At 49.1% G+C, this 19,381-nt stretch carries 21 protein-coding genes; 16 read left to right on the top strand and 5 right to left on the bottom strand.

Annotated features, from left to right (window positions below):
• Positions 1-82 precede the first annotated feature (82 nt).
• Together AB432_RS01915 and AB432_RS01920 are read left to right on the top strand one after the other, a co-directional pair.
• The gene (locus AB432_RS01915; protein WP_048036054.1) at positions 83-862 is read left to right on the top strand and encodes a cyclase family protein; all 780 of its coding nucleotides are present in this window, start codon (positions 83-85) and stop codon (positions 860-862) included.
• Between the two features lie 10 nt (positions 863-872).
• A complete protein-coding gene (locus AB432_RS01920) occupies positions 873-1,268 on the top strand; it encodes a hypothetical protein (protein ID WP_235617591.1) in 396 nt (131 codons plus the stop codon).
• Here AB432_RS01920 and AB432_RS01925 read toward each other — a convergent pair.
• From AB432_RS01925 to AB432_RS01935, 3 genes are all read right to left on the bottom strand, one after another.
• On the bottom strand, positions 1,265-1,564 hold the full coding sequence (locus AB432_RS01925; protein WP_048036055.1) for an Ada metal-binding domain-containing protein: 300 nt from the start codon (positions 1,562-1,564) through the stop codon (positions 1,265-1,267). The two genes, AB432_RS01920 and AB432_RS01925, sit on opposite strands and share 4 nt — an antisense overlap.
• An 84-nt stretch (positions 1,565-1,648) precedes the next feature.
• On the bottom strand, positions 1,649-2,767 hold the full coding sequence (locus AB432_RS01930) for a deoxyribonuclease IV (RefSeq protein WP_048036056.1): 1,119 nt from the start codon (positions 2,765-2,767) through the stop codon (positions 1,649-1,651).
• A 19-nt stretch (positions 2,768-2,786) separates the two neighbouring features.
• Positions 2,787-3,719: a DNA-3-methyladenine glycosylase family protein gene (locus AB432_RS01935; protein WP_048036057.1), complete on the bottom strand. Its 933-nt coding sequence runs from the start codon at positions 3,717-3,719 to the stop codon at positions 2,787-2,789.
• A 169-nt stretch (positions 3,720-3,888) separates the two neighbouring features.
• Here AB432_RS01935 and AB432_RS01940 point away from each other — a divergent pair, with 169 nt between their 5' ends.
• The 3 genes from AB432_RS01940 (at position 3,889) to AB432_RS01950 (ending at position 6,465) form a co-directional block, all read left to right on the top strand.
• Positions 3,889-4,458: a bifunctional transcriptional activator/DNA repair enzyme AdaA gene (locus tag AB432_RS01940; protein ID WP_048036058.1), complete on the top strand. Its 570-nt coding sequence runs from the start codon at positions 3,889-3,891 to the stop codon at positions 4,456-4,458.
• 358 nt (positions 4,459-4,816) lie between these two features.
• Complete coding sequence (locus AB432_RS01945; protein ID WP_048036059.1) at positions 4,817-5,923, top strand: threonine aldolase family protein; 1,107 nt, start codon at positions 4,817-4,819, stop codon at positions 5,921-5,923.
• Positions 5,924-5,982: 59 nt separating this feature from the next.
• Entirely contained in the window at positions 5,983-6,465 is a 483-nt protein-coding gene (locus AB432_RS01950; RefSeq protein WP_048036060.1) for a GNAT family N-acetyltransferase, read from the top strand.
• An 80-nt stretch (positions 6,466-6,545) separates the two neighbouring features.
• Here AB432_RS01950 and AB432_RS01955 read toward each other — a convergent pair whose 3' ends face one another.
• Positions 6,546-7,628: a helix-turn-helix transcriptional regulator gene (locus tag AB432_RS01955; RefSeq protein WP_048036061.1), complete on the bottom strand. Its 1,083-nt coding sequence runs from the start codon at positions 7,626-7,628 to the stop codon at positions 6,546-6,548.
• A 134-nt stretch (positions 7,629-7,762) separates the two neighbouring features.
• Between AB432_RS01955 and AB432_RS01960 the strand changes: the two genes are divergently transcribed.
• The 9 genes from AB432_RS01960 to AB432_RS02005 all read left to right on the top strand — a co-directional run bounded on the left by AB432_RS01960 (position 7,763) and on the right by AB432_RS02005 (position 16,064).
• A complete protein-coding gene (locus tag AB432_RS01960) occupies positions 7,763-9,160 on the top strand; it encodes an MFS transporter (RefSeq protein ID WP_048036062.1) in 1,398 nt (465 codons plus the stop codon).
• Positions 9,157-10,245, top strand: a complete 1,089-nt coding sequence (locus AB432_RS01965) for a saccharopine dehydrogenase family protein (RefSeq protein WP_048036063.1) — start codon at positions 9,157-9,159, stop codon at positions 10,243-10,245. Before AB432_RS01960 ends, AB432_RS01965 begins: the two co-directional genes overlap by 4 nt.
• A gap of 35 nt (positions 10,246-10,280) precedes the next feature.
• On the top strand, positions 10,281-10,784 hold the full coding sequence (locus AB432_RS01970; protein WP_048036064.1) for a DinB family protein: 504 nt from the start codon (positions 10,281-10,283) through the stop codon (positions 10,782-10,784).
• Positions 10,785-10,997: 213 nt separating this feature from the next.
• Positions 10,998-11,639, top strand: coding sequence for a nitroreductase family protein (locus tag AB432_RS01980; protein ID WP_048036066.1), 642 nt, complete (start codon positions 10,998-11,000; stop codon positions 11,637-11,639).
• Between the two features lie 19 nt (positions 11,640-11,658).
• Entirely contained in the window at positions 11,659-12,609 is a 951-nt protein-coding gene (locus AB432_RS01985) for a ring-cleaving dioxygenase (RefSeq protein WP_048036067.1), read from the top strand.
• Positions 12,606-13,223 carry an alpha/beta hydrolase gene (locus AB432_RS01990; RefSeq protein ID WP_048036068.1) on the top strand — a complete coding sequence of 206 codons (618 nt, stop codon included), beginning with the start codon at positions 12,606-12,608 and terminating at the stop codon, positions 13,221-13,223. Before AB432_RS01985 ends, AB432_RS01990 begins: the two co-directional genes overlap by 4 nt.
• A 287-nt stretch (positions 13,224-13,510) precedes the next feature.
• On the top strand, positions 13,511-14,191 hold the full coding sequence (locus tag AB432_RS01995) for a response regulator transcription factor (RefSeq protein ID WP_048036069.1): 681 nt from the start codon (positions 13,511-13,513) through the stop codon (positions 14,189-14,191).
• Positions 14,188-15,597, top strand: coding sequence for a sensor histidine kinase (locus AB432_RS02000; RefSeq protein WP_048036070.1), 1,410 nt, complete (start codon positions 14,188-14,190; stop codon positions 15,595-15,597). The genes AB432_RS01995 and AB432_RS02000 overlap by 4 nt, the downstream gene beginning before the upstream one ends.
• Positions 15,598-15,623: 26 nt before the next feature.
• Positions 15,624-16,064, top strand: a complete 441-nt coding sequence (locus AB432_RS02005) for a hypothetical protein (protein ID WP_048036071.1) — start codon at positions 15,624-15,626, stop codon at positions 16,062-16,064.
• Between the two features lie 42 nt (positions 16,065-16,106).
• Here AB432_RS02005 and AB432_RS02010 read toward each other — a convergent pair whose 3' ends face one another.
• Positions 16,107-16,481: an ArsR/SmtB family transcription factor gene (locus tag AB432_RS02010; RefSeq protein ID WP_048036072.1), complete on the bottom strand. Its 375-nt coding sequence runs from the start codon at positions 16,479-16,481 to the stop codon at positions 16,107-16,109.
• Positions 16,482-16,623: 142 nt separating this feature from the next.
• On the opposite strand from AB432_RS02010, the gene AB432_RS02015 reads away from it, so the two are divergent.
• Positions 16,624-16,920: a hypothetical protein gene (locus AB432_RS02015; RefSeq protein WP_048036073.1), complete on the top strand. Its 297-nt coding sequence runs from the start codon at positions 16,624-16,626 to the stop codon at positions 16,918-16,920.
• Positions 16,921-17,109: 189 nt separating this feature from the next.
• The gene (locus tag AB432_RS02020; protein WP_048036074.1) at positions 17,110-19,341 is read left to right on the top strand and encodes a heavy metal translocating P-type ATPase; all 2,232 of its coding nucleotides are present in this window, start codon (positions 17,110-17,112) and stop codon (positions 19,339-19,341) included.
• Positions 19,342-19,381 lie beyond the last annotated feature (40 nt).

Raw genomic sequence — 19,381 nt, forward strand, 5'->3', positions numbered from 1 at the left:
GTATGTTCATTTGACGCTGGTAGAGGCAGGTAGTACATTGAAAATACAGAAAATTCAAAGGTAGAAAGAAGGGAATCCTACGATGAATAGAAAAGCGCGTCGGTTCATTGATCTGAGTGTGCCTCTTGATCGTCTGGCAAAAGAACCGTTTCCGCCTGAGATTCAATACAATAGCCATGAAGAAGGGGCTGTCCAGGCTGCCCAGTATTTCGGATTGCAACCAACGGATTTTCCCGAACAGAAGGCTTGGGCGAGTGAAACGGTGACACTCACGACACATACAGGAACACATGTAGATGCGCCATGGCATTACTGGCCTACTTCAGAGGGAGAGCCAGCGAAAACGATTGATCAGTTGCCATTGGAGTGGTTCTACGGAGATGGTGTCCTGCTTGATTTTAGTGAAAAGCCGTCTGGCTATGAAATCACGGCGAATGATGTAAAACAGAAGCTCGCCCAAATCCAATACGAACTGAAACCGTTCGATATTGTCCTGATCAGGACGGATGCGGATAAAAGATACTATGCAGAGCACTATTTTCAATCACATGCAGGAGTATCCGCCGAAGCAACACATTGGTTGATCGATCAAGGAATCAAGGTCATGGGAACCGATGGGTGGGGGTGGGATATTCCGTTTTCCGTTCAAGCCGCTGATTATAAACAAAATCCGCGCGATGGCGTTTTATGGGCAGCTCACTATGTGGGAAAAGAGAAAGAGTATTGCCAAATTGAAAAGCTGGCAAATTTGGAGCAATTGCCGAGGCCCTACGGGTTTACCGTTTCTGTGTTTCCTGTAAAAGTGAAAGGAGCGAGCGCGGGATGGGCGCGTCCTGTTGCGATTATCGAAGAAGAGGAGTAGTTGCATAGGCATGAACAAGCGAGCGAAAGTTTTGTTCCTCCTACTTTTCTTGGGCTTTTGTTTCATCATGATCGCGAATGTTTCTTTAATCGGGTATCCTGCATTGCCATTCGATTCCAAGTCAAAAAGAGAAGTGACGGAGCTGTTGGGCGAAAACACGGGAGCCATCGTCAAATTGACGACGGAGGAAAACGTCGATTGGTATGGGTATGGGCCGCAAGCGAATGAGGCTTCAGCGGCAGAAGCAATGAAACGAGCAGTGACAGAAAAAGGCTGGACCTTTATCCAGCAAGAAGGGGCCGGATACTTTTTTGAACGGGGGAAAGAGAAGCTGATCATCACGTCACAAATGTGGACGGGCAACTATGTACTCTTTCGAATCCCCGCAGGTGTTCTAAAACCTTAAAGGGGAAGGACTTTCCACAGCAAATATTTCTCCCGCAAACAAACAGCACAAGGCCGATATCCCGCAGCAATAGCAGTAGCTTCATCTGCAAAAAATACGCGATGACGGACATAACCGCCTCGCGTAATAGCTCTGATGGCAGAGGGGCAATCCAGTCGGCCGTATATTTTGCGTGGCCGGTAGCCCCCCAATGTACCCGGAGTATCACTTTGATAAAAGGAGCGATCAGCTCCGAGCAGGGTGTATGTTTTGGCAGAGTCAGCATCTTGGGGTGCTGGCTTTTTCGGCGTAGGCATATGGCTCCCTCCTTTATTGGTAGTGTGTCGTGTTCACTCCAAAAGGAGGAAGCCACAGTCAGCCTACATAAAGTGTTTCTTACCTTACGAGTATTTCGGAATCGCGAAGTAGGCGGTCAAGCGGTGGTTGATCTGCTCTTCGTTGAGTTCTGGGAACAATCTCGCTTCCTTCACCATATCGTACAGGCGCTCCATTGGCTCGCGGCCATCGGCTTTCTTTGCCTTCGCGTCGTTTTTGAGCAGCTCCCAAATCCCAACCACATACTCGCGTCTGGTGATATCTTGTTTGCGGAAAAAGAAATCGAGGCGCTCCACATGATCCATGAATTCGTCGCCGAAGCGCTTGTCCACTTCCCCGCGCAAGAGGGCGATTTCTGCTTCGTACATCGGACGCTCGTTGCCTTTTTCCTTGCTGATCCAAGGTGTCTCCAGTACAAGTGGCAGGTGGCGGATTTTCTCGTGGTTCACGATGTAATTCATCGCATCAAAACCGATGAGTCCCGCACCGATTGGCGCATGGCGGTCTTTGCCTGCTCCGCGGAAGTTTTTGCTGTCATTCAAGTGAACGACGGCGAGACGATCCAAGCCGATTGTCCGATCAAACTGTTCCAGGACGCCATCGAAGTCGTTGACGATATCATAACCAGCGTCGTGAATGTGACACGTATCCATGCAGACGGTCAGCCTGCTGTTGTCTTCTACTTTCTCGATGATGGCCGCGATTTCCTCAAAGCTGCGACCGATTTCCGTTCCTTTACCAGCCATAGTTTCCAGTGCGATGTTCACGTTGGTGTCTTTGACACCTGTCAGCACTTCATTCAAGCCTTCTGCGATCCGGGCAATGCCGTACTCTGCATCCTTGTCCGTGTATGCGCCAGGGTGCAGCACGATATTCTTGACGCCAATGTAGTCGGTCCGGCGAATCTCTTCTTGCAGAAAACGGACAGCGAGCTCATAGGTATCGTCCTTGTAAGAGCCCAAGTTAATAATGTATGGGGCATGTACCACAATTTCATCCACGCCTTGCTTCGCCATTACTTCTTTGCCTTCCGTAATGTACTGGTCCTCGATCGGCTTGCGGCGGGTGTTTTGCGGTGCACCGGTGTAGATCATAAAGGTACTCGAGCCATAAGTGGCTGCTTCTTCGGCGGCATTTAGCAGTCCTTTACCAGAGAATGATACGTGCGAACCTATTTTTAGCATAGGATAGAACCTCCTTTGATTAATAAAGAAAACGCCATAAATAAAAAGTAGCGTACGACTCCCAATTCGTCCAAGCCTTTGACAACTCTCGTATTTCTGCTTTGGTCGGCTTTTTTTCTTTGCCTAGTAAAAATTTGATCGCATTGTGCAGGCCGACATCATCGATGGGAAAAGCAGAGGGCATTCGCAGACAACGCATGAGCACATAGTTGGCCGTCCACGGTCCAATCCCGCGGATGCTGGTCAATCGTTTCTCCGCGGTTTGATAATCTCCTCCGTCCCATAATAGCTCTTTCGATAGTTTCCCTTCAACGATGAGTTGTGCGACGTCAATCAAATACTCGCATTTCTTGGTCGTCATGCGCAATTCATCCAGATCAGCGACGGTCAATCCGGCGATTTTCTCCGCTGTGGGAAAAAGCCAATACGTCTCTTCTTCGAACTCTACCCGTTTTCCAAATGTCTCTACCAACCGCCGCTTGAGGGTGTACGCATAGGTCAGGTTAATTTGCTGTCCAATGATTCCCCAACTGAGCGCTTCAAACAGGTCGGGAATGCCCATGGTCCGCAGCCCGTAAAACTTTTCAACGGCCTGCTTTAGAAGAGCATCCCCTGCGGCAAGCTCATAAAACGGAACCAGGTCTCGATCGAGATCGAACCAATCCCGGACATAGCGAGTTACCTCTATCCTTACTTTTTCAGTGGGCAAAGAAGGGCTGAGAAAACGCACAGTCAATCCTTGTTCGTTATCTGCGTGAATTTCGACCACTTGTGGATCTTGTTCCATCGGGATGGCTTTGTAGAGGCGCCTGTCTTGAATGTGAAACATGCATTCGTTGGATGCTCTGGACAAGTATTGAAGATTTTGCGAAAAACTGAATTCCGTAGGTACGGACAAGATTATTTCTTCTCTATTATCGACCCAAGCCGAGTGGGATAGACTGCTTGTCATGTGAAAACCTCCTGTCTGACTTCCTCCTAGTTTTATAATAAGAAAAACGATATTGTCATTTCGTTATCTTGCTATTTTAATCTTCTAGCAGTACGGATCACGTAGCGCGGGGGTATACTGTCGGTAAGAGCAAGCGATTCGAAAACGGCTATGGCAAAGGAGATGACATATGTTGGAGGAACGGGTAACTGATGAGCGATGGCAGGCCATTATTCATAACGATGCGTCTTACGATGATCAATTTTTTTATGCGGTAAAAACGACGAAAATCTTTTGTAGACCTTCGTGCAAGTCGAAGCCGCCGAAGAGGGAGAACGTGCGGGTTTTCCAACATGCAAGCCAAGCCCTACGGGAAGAATTTCGTCCATGTAAACGTTGCAAGCCCACGGGAGAGAGGTTGCCTGATCGTGAGTGGGTGGCACAAATTACACAATATATTGATTCTCATTATAACGAAAAGCTGACGTTGGAGCATTTGGCTGATATGTGCCATGGCAGTCCGTTTCATTTGCAGCGGACGTTTAAGCGACTCATGGATATGACGCCCGTGGAGTACATCCAGAAAAAGCGGATGGAAAGGGCGCGGGAGCTGCTGGCTCATTCGAACAACCAGATCGCGGATGTTGCCCAATTGGTAGGAATGCCGAATACGCCGTATTTTATCACGTTGTTTAAAAAAATGACGGGCAAGACGCCGAGTGAATATCGTCATCTGTACGTCAAACAACAAACGACATAAGCTGCTTGTGAAATGTGATATCTTTAGAAGTAAGAAGCATCTGCATCCGAGAATAACCACCACTTCCATGAGAGTTTTTTGAAAACGGGACGGAGGGGTTAAGGGATAAGCAAGGGAGCATATTCTTTAGACAGACTCGGACGCATGCATGACAGGCTGAGTGGCTATGTCGAGCTCGGAGAACTGCCAGGACTGGTCTCACTGGTTAATCGGAAAGGTGAGGTGCATGTCGAGGCGATTGGTACGCAAGCACGCAACGTCTGATGGATTCACCACAACCACCTGGTGCTTTCCTTGATTTCTGGACTACTGCCTATCAAGCGATTGAAGATGAGAAAGAAAAAGGAGCCCTGCCAAGATGAACGATACGAAAACCTTGCGAGAAGTATTTAAAAAGACGACTTATCAAATCACTGGGCACAGCAAGAGAGACATCCATCAATTGCAGCAGGTCCTGTCCAGGGTGGATGGGCATGTAGAGGGTGATATGTACGGAACAGGCGAGCTCATCGAGAATTTTCAGCGCAAGATGGCCGAATATTTGGGCAAGGAGTCTGCCGTGTTCTTTCCCAGCGGTACGATGGCCCAACAAATCGCGTTACGCCTCTGGTGCGATGAGAAGGGAATCAAAAAGGTCGCCTATCATCCGCTCTGCCACTTGGAGATTCACGAGGAAGATGGGCTGAAGGAGCTGCATCAGATCGAGGCTGTCTTGCTGGCGGATAAAGATAGAGTGATTGAACTGGACGATGTTCTTGGCATGGACGACGATATCGCGTGCCTGTTGCTGGAATTGCCGCAGCGTGAGATCGGCGGACAACTGCCCGCGTATGAGGATCTGGAGGCGATCTCCCGTTATTGTCGGAAAAAAGGAATTCGTCTGCATCTGGATGGTGCCCGGCTTTTGGAAATCTTGCCGTATTACCAGAAGACAGCCGATGAGGTATGCGCGTTGTTCGATAGTGTGTACGTTTCCTTTTACAAAGGGATAGGCGGAATTGCCGGAGCGATCCTGGCTGGGGATGAAGACTTCACGAAGCAATCGAAGGTATGGAAAAGACGACATGGCGGGGACCTGATTAGTTTGTACCCGTATATTGTCACGGCAGAATACCATTTTGAGCAGAGAAAACATAAATTCAGTCAATATTACGAGGATGCAAAAGAGCTGGCAGCACTCTATAACCAATGCCAGGGGATATCCACGAGACCGGTCGTGCCTGTATCCAACATGTTTCATGTGCACGCAGATTTGTCGAAAGAAGAGCTCGAGCGTATCATGGTCTCACTTAGTGAAGAAACAGGGATTGGCTTCACGCATTATGTAAGACAAGACGACGAATCTTCTAGCTCCTACGAGGTAAGTATTGGCGATCGGTATGCGATGATCCCGAAGGAAGAGCTAGGGTTGGCATTCGAAAAGCTGTATCAAAAAATAGGGGAGCAGAAATCAAAAGCCGAGTAAATGAATCAAATACATACCGGGCTGCGCGAATTTTTCCGAAAGAAGAGAAAGGAATCGATATGTTCACTATCAGACCGTACGAACAAAGCGACTACCCTTCGATCATGGCTTACGATTTGCCGCAAGAACAAGCGATCTACACGTCTTTACCAGTCGATGTGATCGAAGCATCTCAAAACAATCCTGGTTATAAGCCGTATGTAGTTTTCGACCAAGGCCATCTGATCGGCTGTTTTGCCTTATTCACACCATCCACAGGCAATCCCTACACACCAAATGACCAGGCGCTTATTTTCAAATCATTGTCTATCGATTCCCGCCATCAAAAGAAGGGCTATGCTTTGCGAGTATTCCATGGCTTGGCTGACATCGCGAGAGAGCATTACCCGGGGCGAGATGAAATCGTGTTGACGGTGCATCATACGAATACGCCGGCGATCCAACTGTATAAAAAGGCGGGACTCGTCGATCAGGGATGGAGATTTGCGGGTGAGTATGGCGAGGAGCTGATTTTTCATCTCGATTTGACAGCTTCAACATGAATGGTTGCGAGTAGTAGCTTTTTAAAAGCCCCTTTCTGGCAGCGTGTGCTGTAAGAAGGGGGCTTTTGGTTAGGTTTTCACTAGTTCGCCTGTACGCCAAATCGGGTAAACAATTGCCAGATCAGCTCTCGTCTGCTGGACACCCCGGTTTTTGCGAAGATGGACTTCAAATGATCCTGAACCGTATAGGCGGAGATGTGCAGTGTGCGCGCGAGCTCCTTCGTGGAAGCGCCGCGGACAATCTGGTCGAGTATTTGCTTCTCACGTACTGACAATCCGTATGCTTCGGCGATGAGTGGCAGCATGTCAGCAGGTTTTGCGGGACCGAACAAGACAGCCAAGTGGACCGTGCTGCTTTGGCTATTCATGGGGCTTGCCTGAATCGTCATGTAAGGGCCATTTGGCATGCGAATGCAGACTTTTGCCATGGATGACGTGCGACCTTCTGCTAGCTGAGAGAGCGCCCGCGAACAAACTGCTCGCACTGGTCGGGGCAAGGTATCGCGATCAATGGACTCCCATTGGCGCAGCAGGGTCAGCCATTTTTCCGCTGTGGAATTGGCAGCGAGCAAGATAAACTGATCCGACAGCATTAATATCCCCATCTCTTCTTCTATCCACGTATTCTCCTCAGCGGGTAAGGACAGACTCGTCTTTCGCAACTGATAAGCAATCAGCGGAGCCAAAGCCAAAATACATTCACGTTCTGGCTCAGAAAAAATGGGACACCCCTGCGAACGAAACAACGTTAAATAACCCCAGCATGCACCATCGTACTTGAGGGCAGCACGCATTTCATCATGAAAACCGGCGGGGAGCAGAACATTGCGATAGCGGTCACTGCGTTCAAGCTGTCCCTCGGTCGCTTGACTCAACGTAGCGACAGGCTCAGCCGCTTTGCATAGATCATCATACCGATTAAAGTCCTCGCGCAAGTATTCATGCTCAAAAATCCCATGATGAATCGCTTCCACCCCGTTTTCTGTAATGGCTCCGGTGGACAAAAGTGTTTGCGGATCAACGGCGGTACAGCAGGCCCCGTCAAAAGGGACGACCTCTCGCAATAGCTGCAAGAGCGCTGTCCGATAGTCTTGTGAGGAGTGAGAAAAGCGTTCAGCCAGTGCCATCACTTTCCGTTTGCTCGCTTCCCGATTTGTGCTCATTTGCATTCTCCTGTACGTCTATTGACATTAGAAAATCCCAGCTTTGTGGGATGGTGCTCTCCTCGTTCCTCTCTATAATTGAGAATAATTCTTAGTCTAAATTTACAAGATACGCGAGGAGTTGGAAAGACCATATGAGCCAGCGGCAGCGCTTTTTCATGATGATCGCGATTTGTCTGGGTGCATTCTTGTCTCATTTTACGGCGGGGATTGTCAATGTCTCGCTCCCTCAGTTCACATACATTTTCCAGACGAAGCTGGCGATTGCACAATGGATTACAACGGGTTATTTGCTAGTCATTGCGTCTCTTCTTCCTTTTATGGGCAAGCTGGGAGATCGATATGGGCATCGCGTGCTGCACAATTACGGCTTCCTGCTGTTCACGGTAAGCTCTGTCTTGGTGGCATTCTCGACGACGATCACGATGCTGTTGGCGCTACGAATCGTGCAAGCCATCGGAGCGGCTATGTTCCAGGCCACCAATATCGCGCTCATTGCGATTTTGCTCCCAAAAGAAATGCGGGGGAGGGCACTGGGGATCATAAGTACGGCTGTTGCGCTTGGCGGCATGACGGGGCCGATTGCAGGTGGGATGATCGCGTCGTGGCTGAGCTGGGAGTGGTTGTTCCTGATTCATGTTCCTGTCGCTATCTTGGCTACGGGGCTGGCTTTTCGTTACATTCCTTCTCATGAGCAGACGAAGAAGGCCAGTTCACTTGATTTCGTTGGGGCAGGTCTGTTCATGCTGCTGGTCAGCTCAGTCATTATCGCAATCTCCAATGGAAACGGGTGGGGCTGGGATTCAGGAGGGATGCTCATCCTTTTTGGAGGTGTACTCGTCTTGGCATGGGCGTTTTTCTGGTGGGAGCGGCGACAGTCAGTACCGTTTTTGCCCGTAGCGGTCTTTCGCCAATCGGCTGTGTCCAGTGGACTGTTCATTAGCTTCACTTCGTTTGTGCTCGCTAATCTCGTACTGGTTGTCCTGCCGTTCTACTTGCTTGATCAAGCGCATGTTTCTCCTTTGACAGCAGGGTATATGATGACTGCTTATCCACTGCTGCTGGCGCTGACGGGTCCTTTTAGTGGCTGGGCTTCCGACCGCTATCGGACACGACCACTCATTTTTGCCGGTCTCGGTTCGATGGAGGCAGGGATGACCGTCTTGGCGATCTGGCTAGAGGCATTATCTACGGTGGAAATCATCGCGATACTGGCTGCGGTAGGGGCAGGTATGGGGCTGATTGCTTCGCCCAACAACAGCTACATCATGCGCCACGTTCCGATGGAGCATGCGGGTGCGATCGGAGGCATGATCGCCTTGACGCGCAATGCAGGGATGGTGGTCGGCGCAGCGTCGGGACTGGGCATGATGAACGGCGAATCGAATCAAGCTGTGCAGCCGATGATTGATGCGTATCGTGCGGTTTTTGAAGCAGGTGGACTGATCTGCCTGAGCGGATTGTTGGTCTGGTGGTATGCGGGACGTCTGGAGCGGCAGAAAAAGAGAGGAGCAGAGGTGGAGAAGGCATGAGCAAGGATCGAATTGTGGTAATCGGAGGGTACGGTCATGTAGGGGCAACCATATGCAACAATTTGGGTGAAGCATATCCGGGACGGGTGTATGCTGCTGGACGTAGCTTGGAGAAGGCTGAAGCATTTTGCCGAGAAGCAAATGGGAAGGTGCTGCCGCTACAACTTGATATTCACAAGCCGTTGGACCAAAGTATGCTGGAAAAAGTCAAGCTGGTGGTCATGTGTCTGGATCAGACGGATATGGCTTTTGTGGATGGTTGTGTGCGAAACGGAACGCATTATCTCGATATTTCGGCAAATGGCCATTTTTTGACGCAAATCGAACAATGGGGGAGCCAAACTGAAACGAAGAGCATGGGAACAGCCGTGCTCAGTGTAGGACTGGCGCCAGGTCTGACCAACCTGCTCGCAGGGGAAGCTCATCGCTTGCTGGATCAGGTGAGTGAGCTGGACATCTTCATTATGCTTGGTCTCGGTGATCGGCACGGGAAGGCCGCGATTGAATGGACTGTCGATAACTTGTGCACGAGCTACGAGGTGATGAATAAGCATCTGCGTGTGACTGTAGAGAGTATGACAGAGGGCAAGCTCGTTGATTTTGGACCGGAGCTGGGGAAAAAGCACGCGTATCGATTTCCGTTTTCCGACCAGCAGACATTGGCGCGCACTTTAGATATCCCCACAGTATCTACCCGACTTTGTTTTGATCTGGATGGGATGACGAGAGTGATGGCTGGTTTGAAGAGCATAGGAATTTGCCGACTACTTCATCAACCAAAAGTACGGGAAGCCACAATTGAAGCGTTTGGGCGTTGGAAAATGGGGGACGATCGGTTTGCCATCAAGGTAGAAGCACGGGGAAAACGGGGAACGAACGAGGCGATAGTAGAGTGTCTGCTTTACGGGCGCGATCAGTCCAACATGACCGCAATGGTGGCGGCTGCCGTAGCAAAATCACTGTATGAAGAAGCGTTTCCTCCAGGAGTCCACCACATAGAACAACTGTTTTCTTTAGAAAAAATGAGATTTTGGCTGGAGCAAAAAGCATCACTGACCATATTTGTCAGGGAAGCCGGTCTATGATAGAGCTATCGACGAACCGAAGAGGGGGCTTTATTATGACACACTATTCCAAAAACATGTACGATTTTCACGCGTGGGCGAATCAGACGTTAATCAATCGCTTGAAGGAACTTCCGGAAGGTGTTTACGAGCAAGAAGTCCAAAGCGTTTTCCCGACAGTAGCAAAAGTGATGGAGCATATTTATATGGTGGACCAAGGCTGGATTCGCATATTGCAAGGCATGGACATGCAAGCGGCATTGAATGAGGCATGGCAGGAGGAAAAGGAATTAACGGGAAAAAGCTTGGAGGAAGTAGAGCAGTTGTATGCCAAGCTGGTCGAGCAATTCAAAGCTTTTCTCAGCCAAGAAGAAGATTTGGATCGCCGCATTGTCCTCAACAATCCGTACACGAGAGTACGCGATACGAGCTTGGCAGAAATCATCATGCAAGTGGTCAATCACGGAACGTATCATCGTGGAAACATAACGGCGATGCTGCGCCAAATGGGGTATCCTTCTGTCATGACCGATTATGCTCTATACTGGTACGCCAACTGACAAGAGCCTTAGGCTGGAAGAGATTTTATTCTTCTGGCCTTGGGCTGTTGACAAGGGAGAATTTTGGTCCTATAATTATCTTAAATTCAAGATATTTAATTTTCGTTACATCGTCATCCTACTTCCCCAAGCAGGAACATTTTTATACGCTATTATCTTTAATTTAAGATATTTAAAAGTGAATGAGATAGAAAAAATCGAGGAGGAAGTCCCATGAGTGAATTCACTACCCTTGTAAAAAACAGAAGATCCGCAAACAAGTTTCTAACGGACGTAACGATAACACCTGCTGATATCGATGAAATCATGTCGCTGGTCAAATTCGCACCATCTGCATTTAATTTGCAGCATGCCCATTATGTAGTTGTCACCGATCCAGAAGCCAAAGAGCGTGTATATGAAGCCGCATATAGACAATATAAGGTGAAAACCGCTTCGGCAGTTGTGCTTGTATTTGGAGACAAGGAAGCATACCAAAGCGTAGAGCGCATCAATGAGGGGCTTCTTCATTTAGGGATCATGGATCAACGCGAGTACGATCACAACAATTCTTCAGTCAGAGCGATGTACGAGTCAGGAGGAGAGCAGTTCAAGCGCGATGAAGCGATCCGCAATGCCAATTTGTCCGCAATGCTGTTCATGCTCGCTGCAAAGGATAAAGGCTGGGATACGTGCCCGATGATCGGCTTCGATCCAGCAGCCGTCCAAGAGATAGCAAAGGTTCCGGACAGCTTTGTGCCAGCTCTGATGATCACGATTGGAAAAGAGGATACATCCAGCCAGCGTGTCAGAGGATACCGCAAGCCCGTTGGAGAGTTCGTGAGCTACAACACATTCCAAGCAAGTAAATCATAATTTGAGGAGGCTGTTCAAAATGACACAGCAAACAGCAGGAATTCACCATATCACGGCTTTTGTTACAAGCGCCCAAAATAACGTTGATTTTTACGCAGGTTTTCTCGGATTGCGCATGGTGAAAAAAACGATTAACTTCGATGCGCCAGATGTATATCATCTGTACTTCGGGAATGAGGTCGGCAGTCCAGGTACCGCGATCACCTTTTTCCCGTGGGAATCTGGTCGCCGCGGACGCGTTGGCGGTGGGCAGGTAGGGTATACGACTTTCTTGATTCCGGTGGGGGCGTTTTCCTTCTGGGAGGATCGACTGAATAAATTCGGAATCGAGTACCGCCGCGTAGAGCGTTTTAACGAAACGTATCTGCAATTTACGGACAGAGACGGCTTACAGCTGGAGATCGTAGAACGTGAAGGCGGCCCAGCAAGCAAATGGTCCTTTGGCGGAGTACCGGCTGACAAGGCGATCAAAGGCTTCGGCGGTGCGATCTTGTACAGCATGGCACCAGCCCATACTATGGATGTTCTCGAGAGACTAATGGGACTGACTAGAGTTGGCGAAGAAAACGGCCTTGTCCGCTTCCAGGCTCATGGCGATTTGGGTAATATCATTGACGTGAATGCCGAACCAATACCAAGAGGAGCAGGTGGCGCAGGTACGATCCACCATATCGCATGGCGTGCCATAGACGATCAGGATCACCAACTGTGGCAGCAGCGCGCGGCTCAATCCGGTCTCCATCCGACAGATATTATTGACCGTCAATATTTCAATGCCATCTACTTCCGCGAGCCAGGCGAGATTTTGTTTGAAATTGCGACAGATCCTCCGGGCTTTGAACGAGATGAGCCATTTGACACATTGGGTGAAAAACTGATGCTCCCCGAGTGGTATGAGCCACGTCGTGCCCAGATTGAGCAAGGCTTGCCGCCGATTACAGTCAGAGTGTTGGAGGAAGATAAATCATGAATTTGAAGCATATTTTTCGAAAAGGAACCGATTCAGAAGCACCGACACTGTTGCTGCTTCACGGAACGGGCGGAGATGAAAACGACCTCTTGCCACTGGTCAATCGCATTTATCCAGGCGCTTCTGTTCTGAGTGTCCGTGGGAATGTTCTCGAAAACGGCATGCCGCGATTTTTCCGACGCCTAGCAGAGGGGGTTTTTGACGAAGAGGATTTGGTCTACCGAACGCAGGAGCTGCATGAGTTTTTGGATCAGGCGGCGGTTACGTATCTGATCGAGCGAGATAATATCGTGGCAGTCGGCTATTCGAACGGAGCGAATATCGCAGGGAGTCTCCTGTTCCATTACCCGAATCCGCTAAAAGGGGCGATTCTTTATCACCCAATGGTTCCACGACGTGGGATCGCTCTGCCTGATATGTCAGCCATCCCGGTGTTCATCGGAGCGGGCACGAACGATCCGATCTGTACTGCACAAGAGACGGAGGAGCTGAACCAAATACTGACAGAAGCAGGTGCTGATGTGACTGTGCATTGGGATTCGTACGGTCATCAGTTGACGGTGAAGGAAGTAGAGGCTTCGGCCAAGTGGTTTACAGAGATGTTTCGCAAGTAATCGATGAATAACAAGAGCGGCGGGCTTAGGTGTCTGCCGCTTTTTTGTGTGCGCAACCTGCTGTTTTTCCGGGAAAAGAGCATGTTTCCCGCAGATTTAATCAGATGTGTAAGAGTCTGCAAGAGCCAGCAGGATTCGTTCATCCCTTGTTCATATTGCTTCTTTACGATTGATCCACGTAGATAGGCGCAAGCCAGTGACGATTTGCAGGATGGTAGACAAGTGAGTATCATTCAAAATAATGAAGCAGGAGAACCAGAGGGCGGAGTAACAAGGGGGCCAGCTTGATGAAACTGACGATTCTGATTGCAGATGACGACCCACACGTACGTGAGCTATTGCGGTTTTACTTAGCAAAAGAGGGATACAACGTCTTGGCTTGTGTGGATGGAAATGAGGCTTCGGAGCTGTTGGAACAGGAATCTGTCCAGCTCGCCATCGTGGATGTGATGATGCCAGGCAAAAACGGCTGGGAGCTGTGCCGGGAGATCCGGGAATTTTACGACCTCCCTGTCATTATGCTAACGGCAAAGGGAGAGGTGCGGGATAAGGAAAAAGGCTTTTTGGCGGGGACGGATGATTATTTGACCAAGCCATTTGAGCCTACCGAATTGCTGTACCGCATCAAGGCCTTGCTGCGTCGCTATCAGATGGTCAGCAAACAAATCATCGTCATAAACGATACTGTCATCGATCGGATCAGCCATGTCGTGAAGGTAAAAGATGAGTTGATTCATTTACCGTTAAAGGAATTTGAACTGCTTGCCCAGCTTGCCAGTTTTCCTGATCGGATTTTTACTCGGGATCAACTGTTGGAATTCGTGTGGGGCGGCGATACTGAGAGCGATAGTCGTACCATCGATGTGCATATTAAGCGGCTGCGAGATAAATTTACGGAGAAAACAAATGACTTTGTCATTTCTACCGTTCGCGGCTTAGGCTACAAGCTGGAGGTACGAGGCACGTGAAATCTCTCTACGTCCGGGTAGTTCTTACCTTCGTCGCAATTGTACTGATCAGTGGCACACTTGGATTTTTGTTGGCAAATGAGTATTATCAACGAAATTTGCGTGCTTATAATGAGCAAAAAATCACGAGCATCGGCCAGCAAATAATCGATTTGTACGAGCATAAATCCACACTCGACCTGCCCGCTTACATGACCCACGTAGCCAATTTGAATTTTCAGATGTATCTCGTGGATGAGAATGGCGAAGTAAGTCAATTCGGAGCACCTTTTCGCGATCAGCAGATAGAGCCTGCCATCGTGCAAAAAGTGCTGGCGGGTGAGACTTACAGAGGGATTACAGAAGAACAGCACGGTTTGTTTGTGACCGGATTTTTTGAGAATACATTAAAAAACAGCATTGGCTTGCCGCTTACAGCAGAAGGGAAAAAATACGCCCTGTTTGTACGGCCAAATATTGAGCAGCAGTTTGGTGAGGTGCATATTATGTTTGCCTTGCTGTTGGCCGCGATGTTTGTGCTTAGCCTAATCCTGATCTTGATATTTACCCGTTATTTGGTGAAGCCGATCGAGAAGCTAAGCCATGCGACCAAAAGGCTGGCAGAAGGCCAGTACGACATCCACCTGGACATCGCTCGCCGGGACGAAATCGGCGAGTTGGCCATGCATTTTGCCAGGATGACAGAGTCACTCAAACAACTCGACGAGATGCGCCAAGAGTTTGTCTCCAATGTCTCTCATGAAATCCAATCTCCATTAACATCGATCCAAGGCTTTTCTCAAGCCATCCGCAGCGGTGGTGTGACAAACGAGCAGCGGGAAACGTACTTGACTATCATCGAAGAGGAGAGCAGGCGGCTGTCTTCCTTGAGCAAGCAACTGTTGACGCTTGCTTCCCTGGACAAAGAGACAGGTCTGTACGAACCGACCCGTTTTCGTCTGGATGAGCAGATCAGGCAAGTCCTCTTAGTTTTGCAGCATCAGTGGCAACAAAAAAAGCTCGTGATGGAGCTGACTTTACCGGAGACCTTCATCGTCGGTGACAAGCAGTTGCTCAATCAAGTATGGATGAACCTGCTTTCCAACAGTATCAAATTCACCCCAACGGCTGGCTCTATTTACATTACGATACAGAAGGATACGCGAATCGTCGTGACCATTCGGGATACGGGGATCGGCATGTCAGAAGAAGAGCAGGAGCATGTCTTTGACCGTTTTTACAAAGGAGACAAGTCACGCAATCGAGAAGCCACGGGAAGCGGTCTCGGTCTTTCTATCGTGCAAAAAATTTTGCAGGTCGCAAAAGGCAGCATTCACATTCAAAGTCGGATAGGCGAAGGGACAACGGTCACGGTCAGCCTACCGACGGGTGAACAGCCTACTGCGCGAACGACAAACGAAGCATAACGAAGCGAAGCAAGGGAGTGATTTCCATGAATATCGGCATGCGTGTTCTCGCCGCAGTCATATCCGCTTTCATTACCGGTCTGTATGCTGCGTTGATCATCTACATTTATCGTGATCCAAGCGCGCCGTACGGGTTCGGACAAGAGTATTTGCTGGGTGTGTTCTTAAGCATGGCAATGAACCTGATTGTCTTCGTATGGCTGTCGGTATTCGTGGACTGGATAGTGAGTCGATTGCACTTGAACAGGTGGAAAAAATACGCTGTGCGTTTCGGGGGATATGCTGTCATCGGCTATGTGCCTGTGTTTTTTCAATGGCTAATGAGTGTTGATCCACATGCTAAATTGTTTTATCCGCAGGCAACGGTGTCTGTGTTCGCCAGTATATGTTACTTCCTTATATTTGTGGGAATAGAGGCGGTCGGGAAGGGGTTTACCCGGAAAACGAGTGTAAATCACCATTGTTAATCAAATGTTTAAAATGCGGGAGAAATAAAAAAGCCCGAGCAATCAGGTAGCTCGGACAATGGTTTTCTGTTCTTTGGCGTGTTCAATCCCCGCAGATATGAGATGGCGTACATGATCATCATCCAACGAGTAAAAAACGAGCTTTCCTTCTTTGCGGTACTTGGCTAGTCCCATGTTGCGAAGAAGCCGCAGATGGTGGGAGGTGTTAGCGATCGAGCTTCCGATGATAGCAGCCACATCACAGACACAGAGCTCGTCTTCCATCGAGAGGATGTGAATGATTTTGGCGCGGGTGTCATCGGCCAACGCCTTGAAGATTTTTGCTACCCCTTCTGATTCTGTGGCGAACGCCTTTAACCGATTTACTTTTTCCTCATCAAAACATTGGATTTCACAGATGTCATCCACTGGAACCATCACCTCATGCTCTACAATGTCCTACTATTATAGACATTCGCGGAGAAAGTGAAAAGGAAAAACGACATTTTCATGGCAGTGTAGTGTCCCTCTCTGTTTTCGTGTAAGATGAACATGATCCAAGAAATGGGGAGAGAATACCATGAGTGCGCAACCAAAGTGCCCGAAGTGCCGTTCTGCAAAGATCGATTTGACGGAATCGATCAATAAGCCATTATACATAACCATTTATGTAGCGGTTTTGGCAGTGCTTGCCTTGATCGGCATTTCGGTGAAAGGGACTCCTGTCATCTTTTTGTTCCTCGGACTATCAGGGGCCTTTATTCTGTTTGCCGTTCGTCTTGCCTTAGAAAAGCGTAAAGTAATCAAGTGCAAATGTCTGGACTGTGGGGAGCGTTGGCAGACTACCCCAGCACCAGTAGAAGCCCGTACCAAGTAACAAGACTCCTAGTAATAGGGGTCTTTTTCTTTATTCTCGATCTGTAAAAAAATGGACGAAATATTCAAATCAATTCTTGAACGAACCTGAAGGATAAGATAATATAATAATTAAATATTTGTTTGAATGTTTGTGGATTGATTTCATTCGAAGCAGGGCAAAATAGATGCTTGGAAAAGGTGAGAACAGATGGCAGAAGAACGAAAAAAAGATGAGTGTTGCAGTGGGCATCAATGCGGAAGTGAGCATAAGCATGCTGGTAAAATTCTCACGGTTCTCGAGCCTGCGGCTGCGGCAACAGAAAGCGCAGGCATTCTTTCTTCACAAGCTGTTGTCTATCGCGTTACAGGTATGGATTGCAGTTCGTGCGCTAAATCGCTGGAAAAGCATATGCAGACGTTGCCTGCCGTAAAAGAGGTAAACGTGAACTTTTCCACGGGTAAAATGCAGCTCGTCGCGGATGGGCTGGGAGAAGATGCGGTGGTCAAGGAAGTCGCCAAGGCTGGATACAGCGCCATGCTGCTTACGAGGCGCACGGCCAAAGCCGTACCGAAAACGGATCAAGCAGGGACGGCACTGACAACGATTTCCGGTGTGCTGTTGGCTCTCGGTTTTTTAGGTTCCTTATCGCCTAGCATATCTCCGCTGGTCGTTACTGTTCTCTATGCGTTGTCGATCATAAGTGGCGGCTACCGGCCTGCGCGCAGTGCTTTTTACGCGATGAAAAGTGGTTCACTGGATATGAACGTATTGATGTCTGTAGCGGCTGTAGGAGCAGCATTAATCGGTGAGTGGCTGGAGGGCGCGACGGTTGTCTGGCTTTTTTCCATTGGAAACCTGCTGCAAACCAAGTCGATTGAAAAAACGCGCGACTCCATACGCAATCTGATGGATTTGGCTCCGCCTGAGGCATGGGTCAAGGTGGGAGAGTCTCTTACCCGCAAGTCAGTTGAGGACATTGCTGTCGGCCAAGTCATCGTAGTGAAGCCGGGAGAGAAAATCCCACTGGATGGTGTGATTGTACACGGGACATCGAGCGTCAATCAGGCCCCGATTACAGGTGAATCGATTCCCGTAGATAAGCTGGTCGGCGACAGTGTTTTTGCAGGGAGTGTCAACGAAAGCGGCGCGGTGGAGATTGAAGTAACAAAGCTGGTGGAGGATACAGCGATTGCCAGAATCATTCATCTCGTGGAGGAAGCGCAGGAGAAAAAAGCGCCTACTCAGGCATTCGTCGACAAATTCGCCGCGATCTACACGCCCATCGTGCTCGTGCTTGCTTTGCTCGTGATTGTATTCCCGCCATTACTCGGGCTCGGTACCTGGGGAGAATGGTTCTACAGAGGGCTTGAGCTGCTGGTTATTGCTTGCCCGTGCGCATTGGTTATTTCCACGCCAGTTGCGATTGTATCCGCGATTGGAAACGCAGCGAGAAACGGCGTCCTGATCAAGGGCGGTACGTTTTTGGAAAAGGCAGGAGCGATCACTGCCATTGCCTTCGATAAAACGGGCACATTGACGGAAGGGAAGCCACAGGTTGCAGCGGTTATCGAGATGGAGGGAAGCGAAGACGAAGTATTGTCGATCGCCAGAACGATTGAAGAGCGTTCTTCCCATCCGATTGCACAAGCGATCCTCACCTATGCGAAACAAAAGCAGGTTGCTTCCCAGAGTGGGCAAGATTTCAAGGCGATCGTCGGAAAAGGGGCGAGTGCTGTCATTGGAACCGAAACATTTTATGCAGGGAAGCCCGCTCTGTTTCAAGAGCTGGGAGTCGATCTGTCGGCATGGCAAACGAAAATCGAGTCATTACAAAGTGAAGGACATACACTGGTGGTTATCGGTACCGCAACGAAATTGATCGGGATGATTGCCGTTGCCGATACCATTCGTGAGATTACGGTTAGTGCGATTGGCAAGCTCAAGGCCGCAGGTATCGAAGACATCGTGATGCTGACAGGTGACAATGCAGGTACGGCGAAAAAGGTCGCGAGTCAGACTGGTGTGAGCCGTTATTTTGCAGAGCTGCTGCCACAAGATAAGGTAGAAGCGGTCAAGCGACTACAGCAAGAAGGCAAGGTCGTCGCCATGGTGGGTGACGGGATCAACGATGCGCCTGCTCTCGCATCAGCTGACTTGGGGATTGCCATGGGTGGAGCTGGCACCGATACGGCAATGGAAACCGCTGATATCGTACTGATGGCTGACAATCTCGAAAAGCTGCCGCACACGATGAAGGTCAGCAGAAAAGCACTCGCGATTATCAAGCAAAACATCTGGTTTTCGATCATCGTGAAGCTGGTCGCACTCGTGTTGATCTTCCCAGGCTATCTAACCTTGTGGCTGGCGGTACTCAGTGACACAGGAGCCGCATTGCTGGTCATCTTAAACAGCATGAGACTCTTGCGAATGAAGGACTAAATAAAAAGGGAGATGAGCTGTCGAAGCTCTCTCCCTTTTT

Source organism: Brevibacillus brevis, from assembly GCF_001039275.2.
Classification (GTDB): Bacteria; Bacillota; Bacilli; order Brevibacillales; family Brevibacillaceae; genus Brevibacillus; species Brevibacillus brevis_C.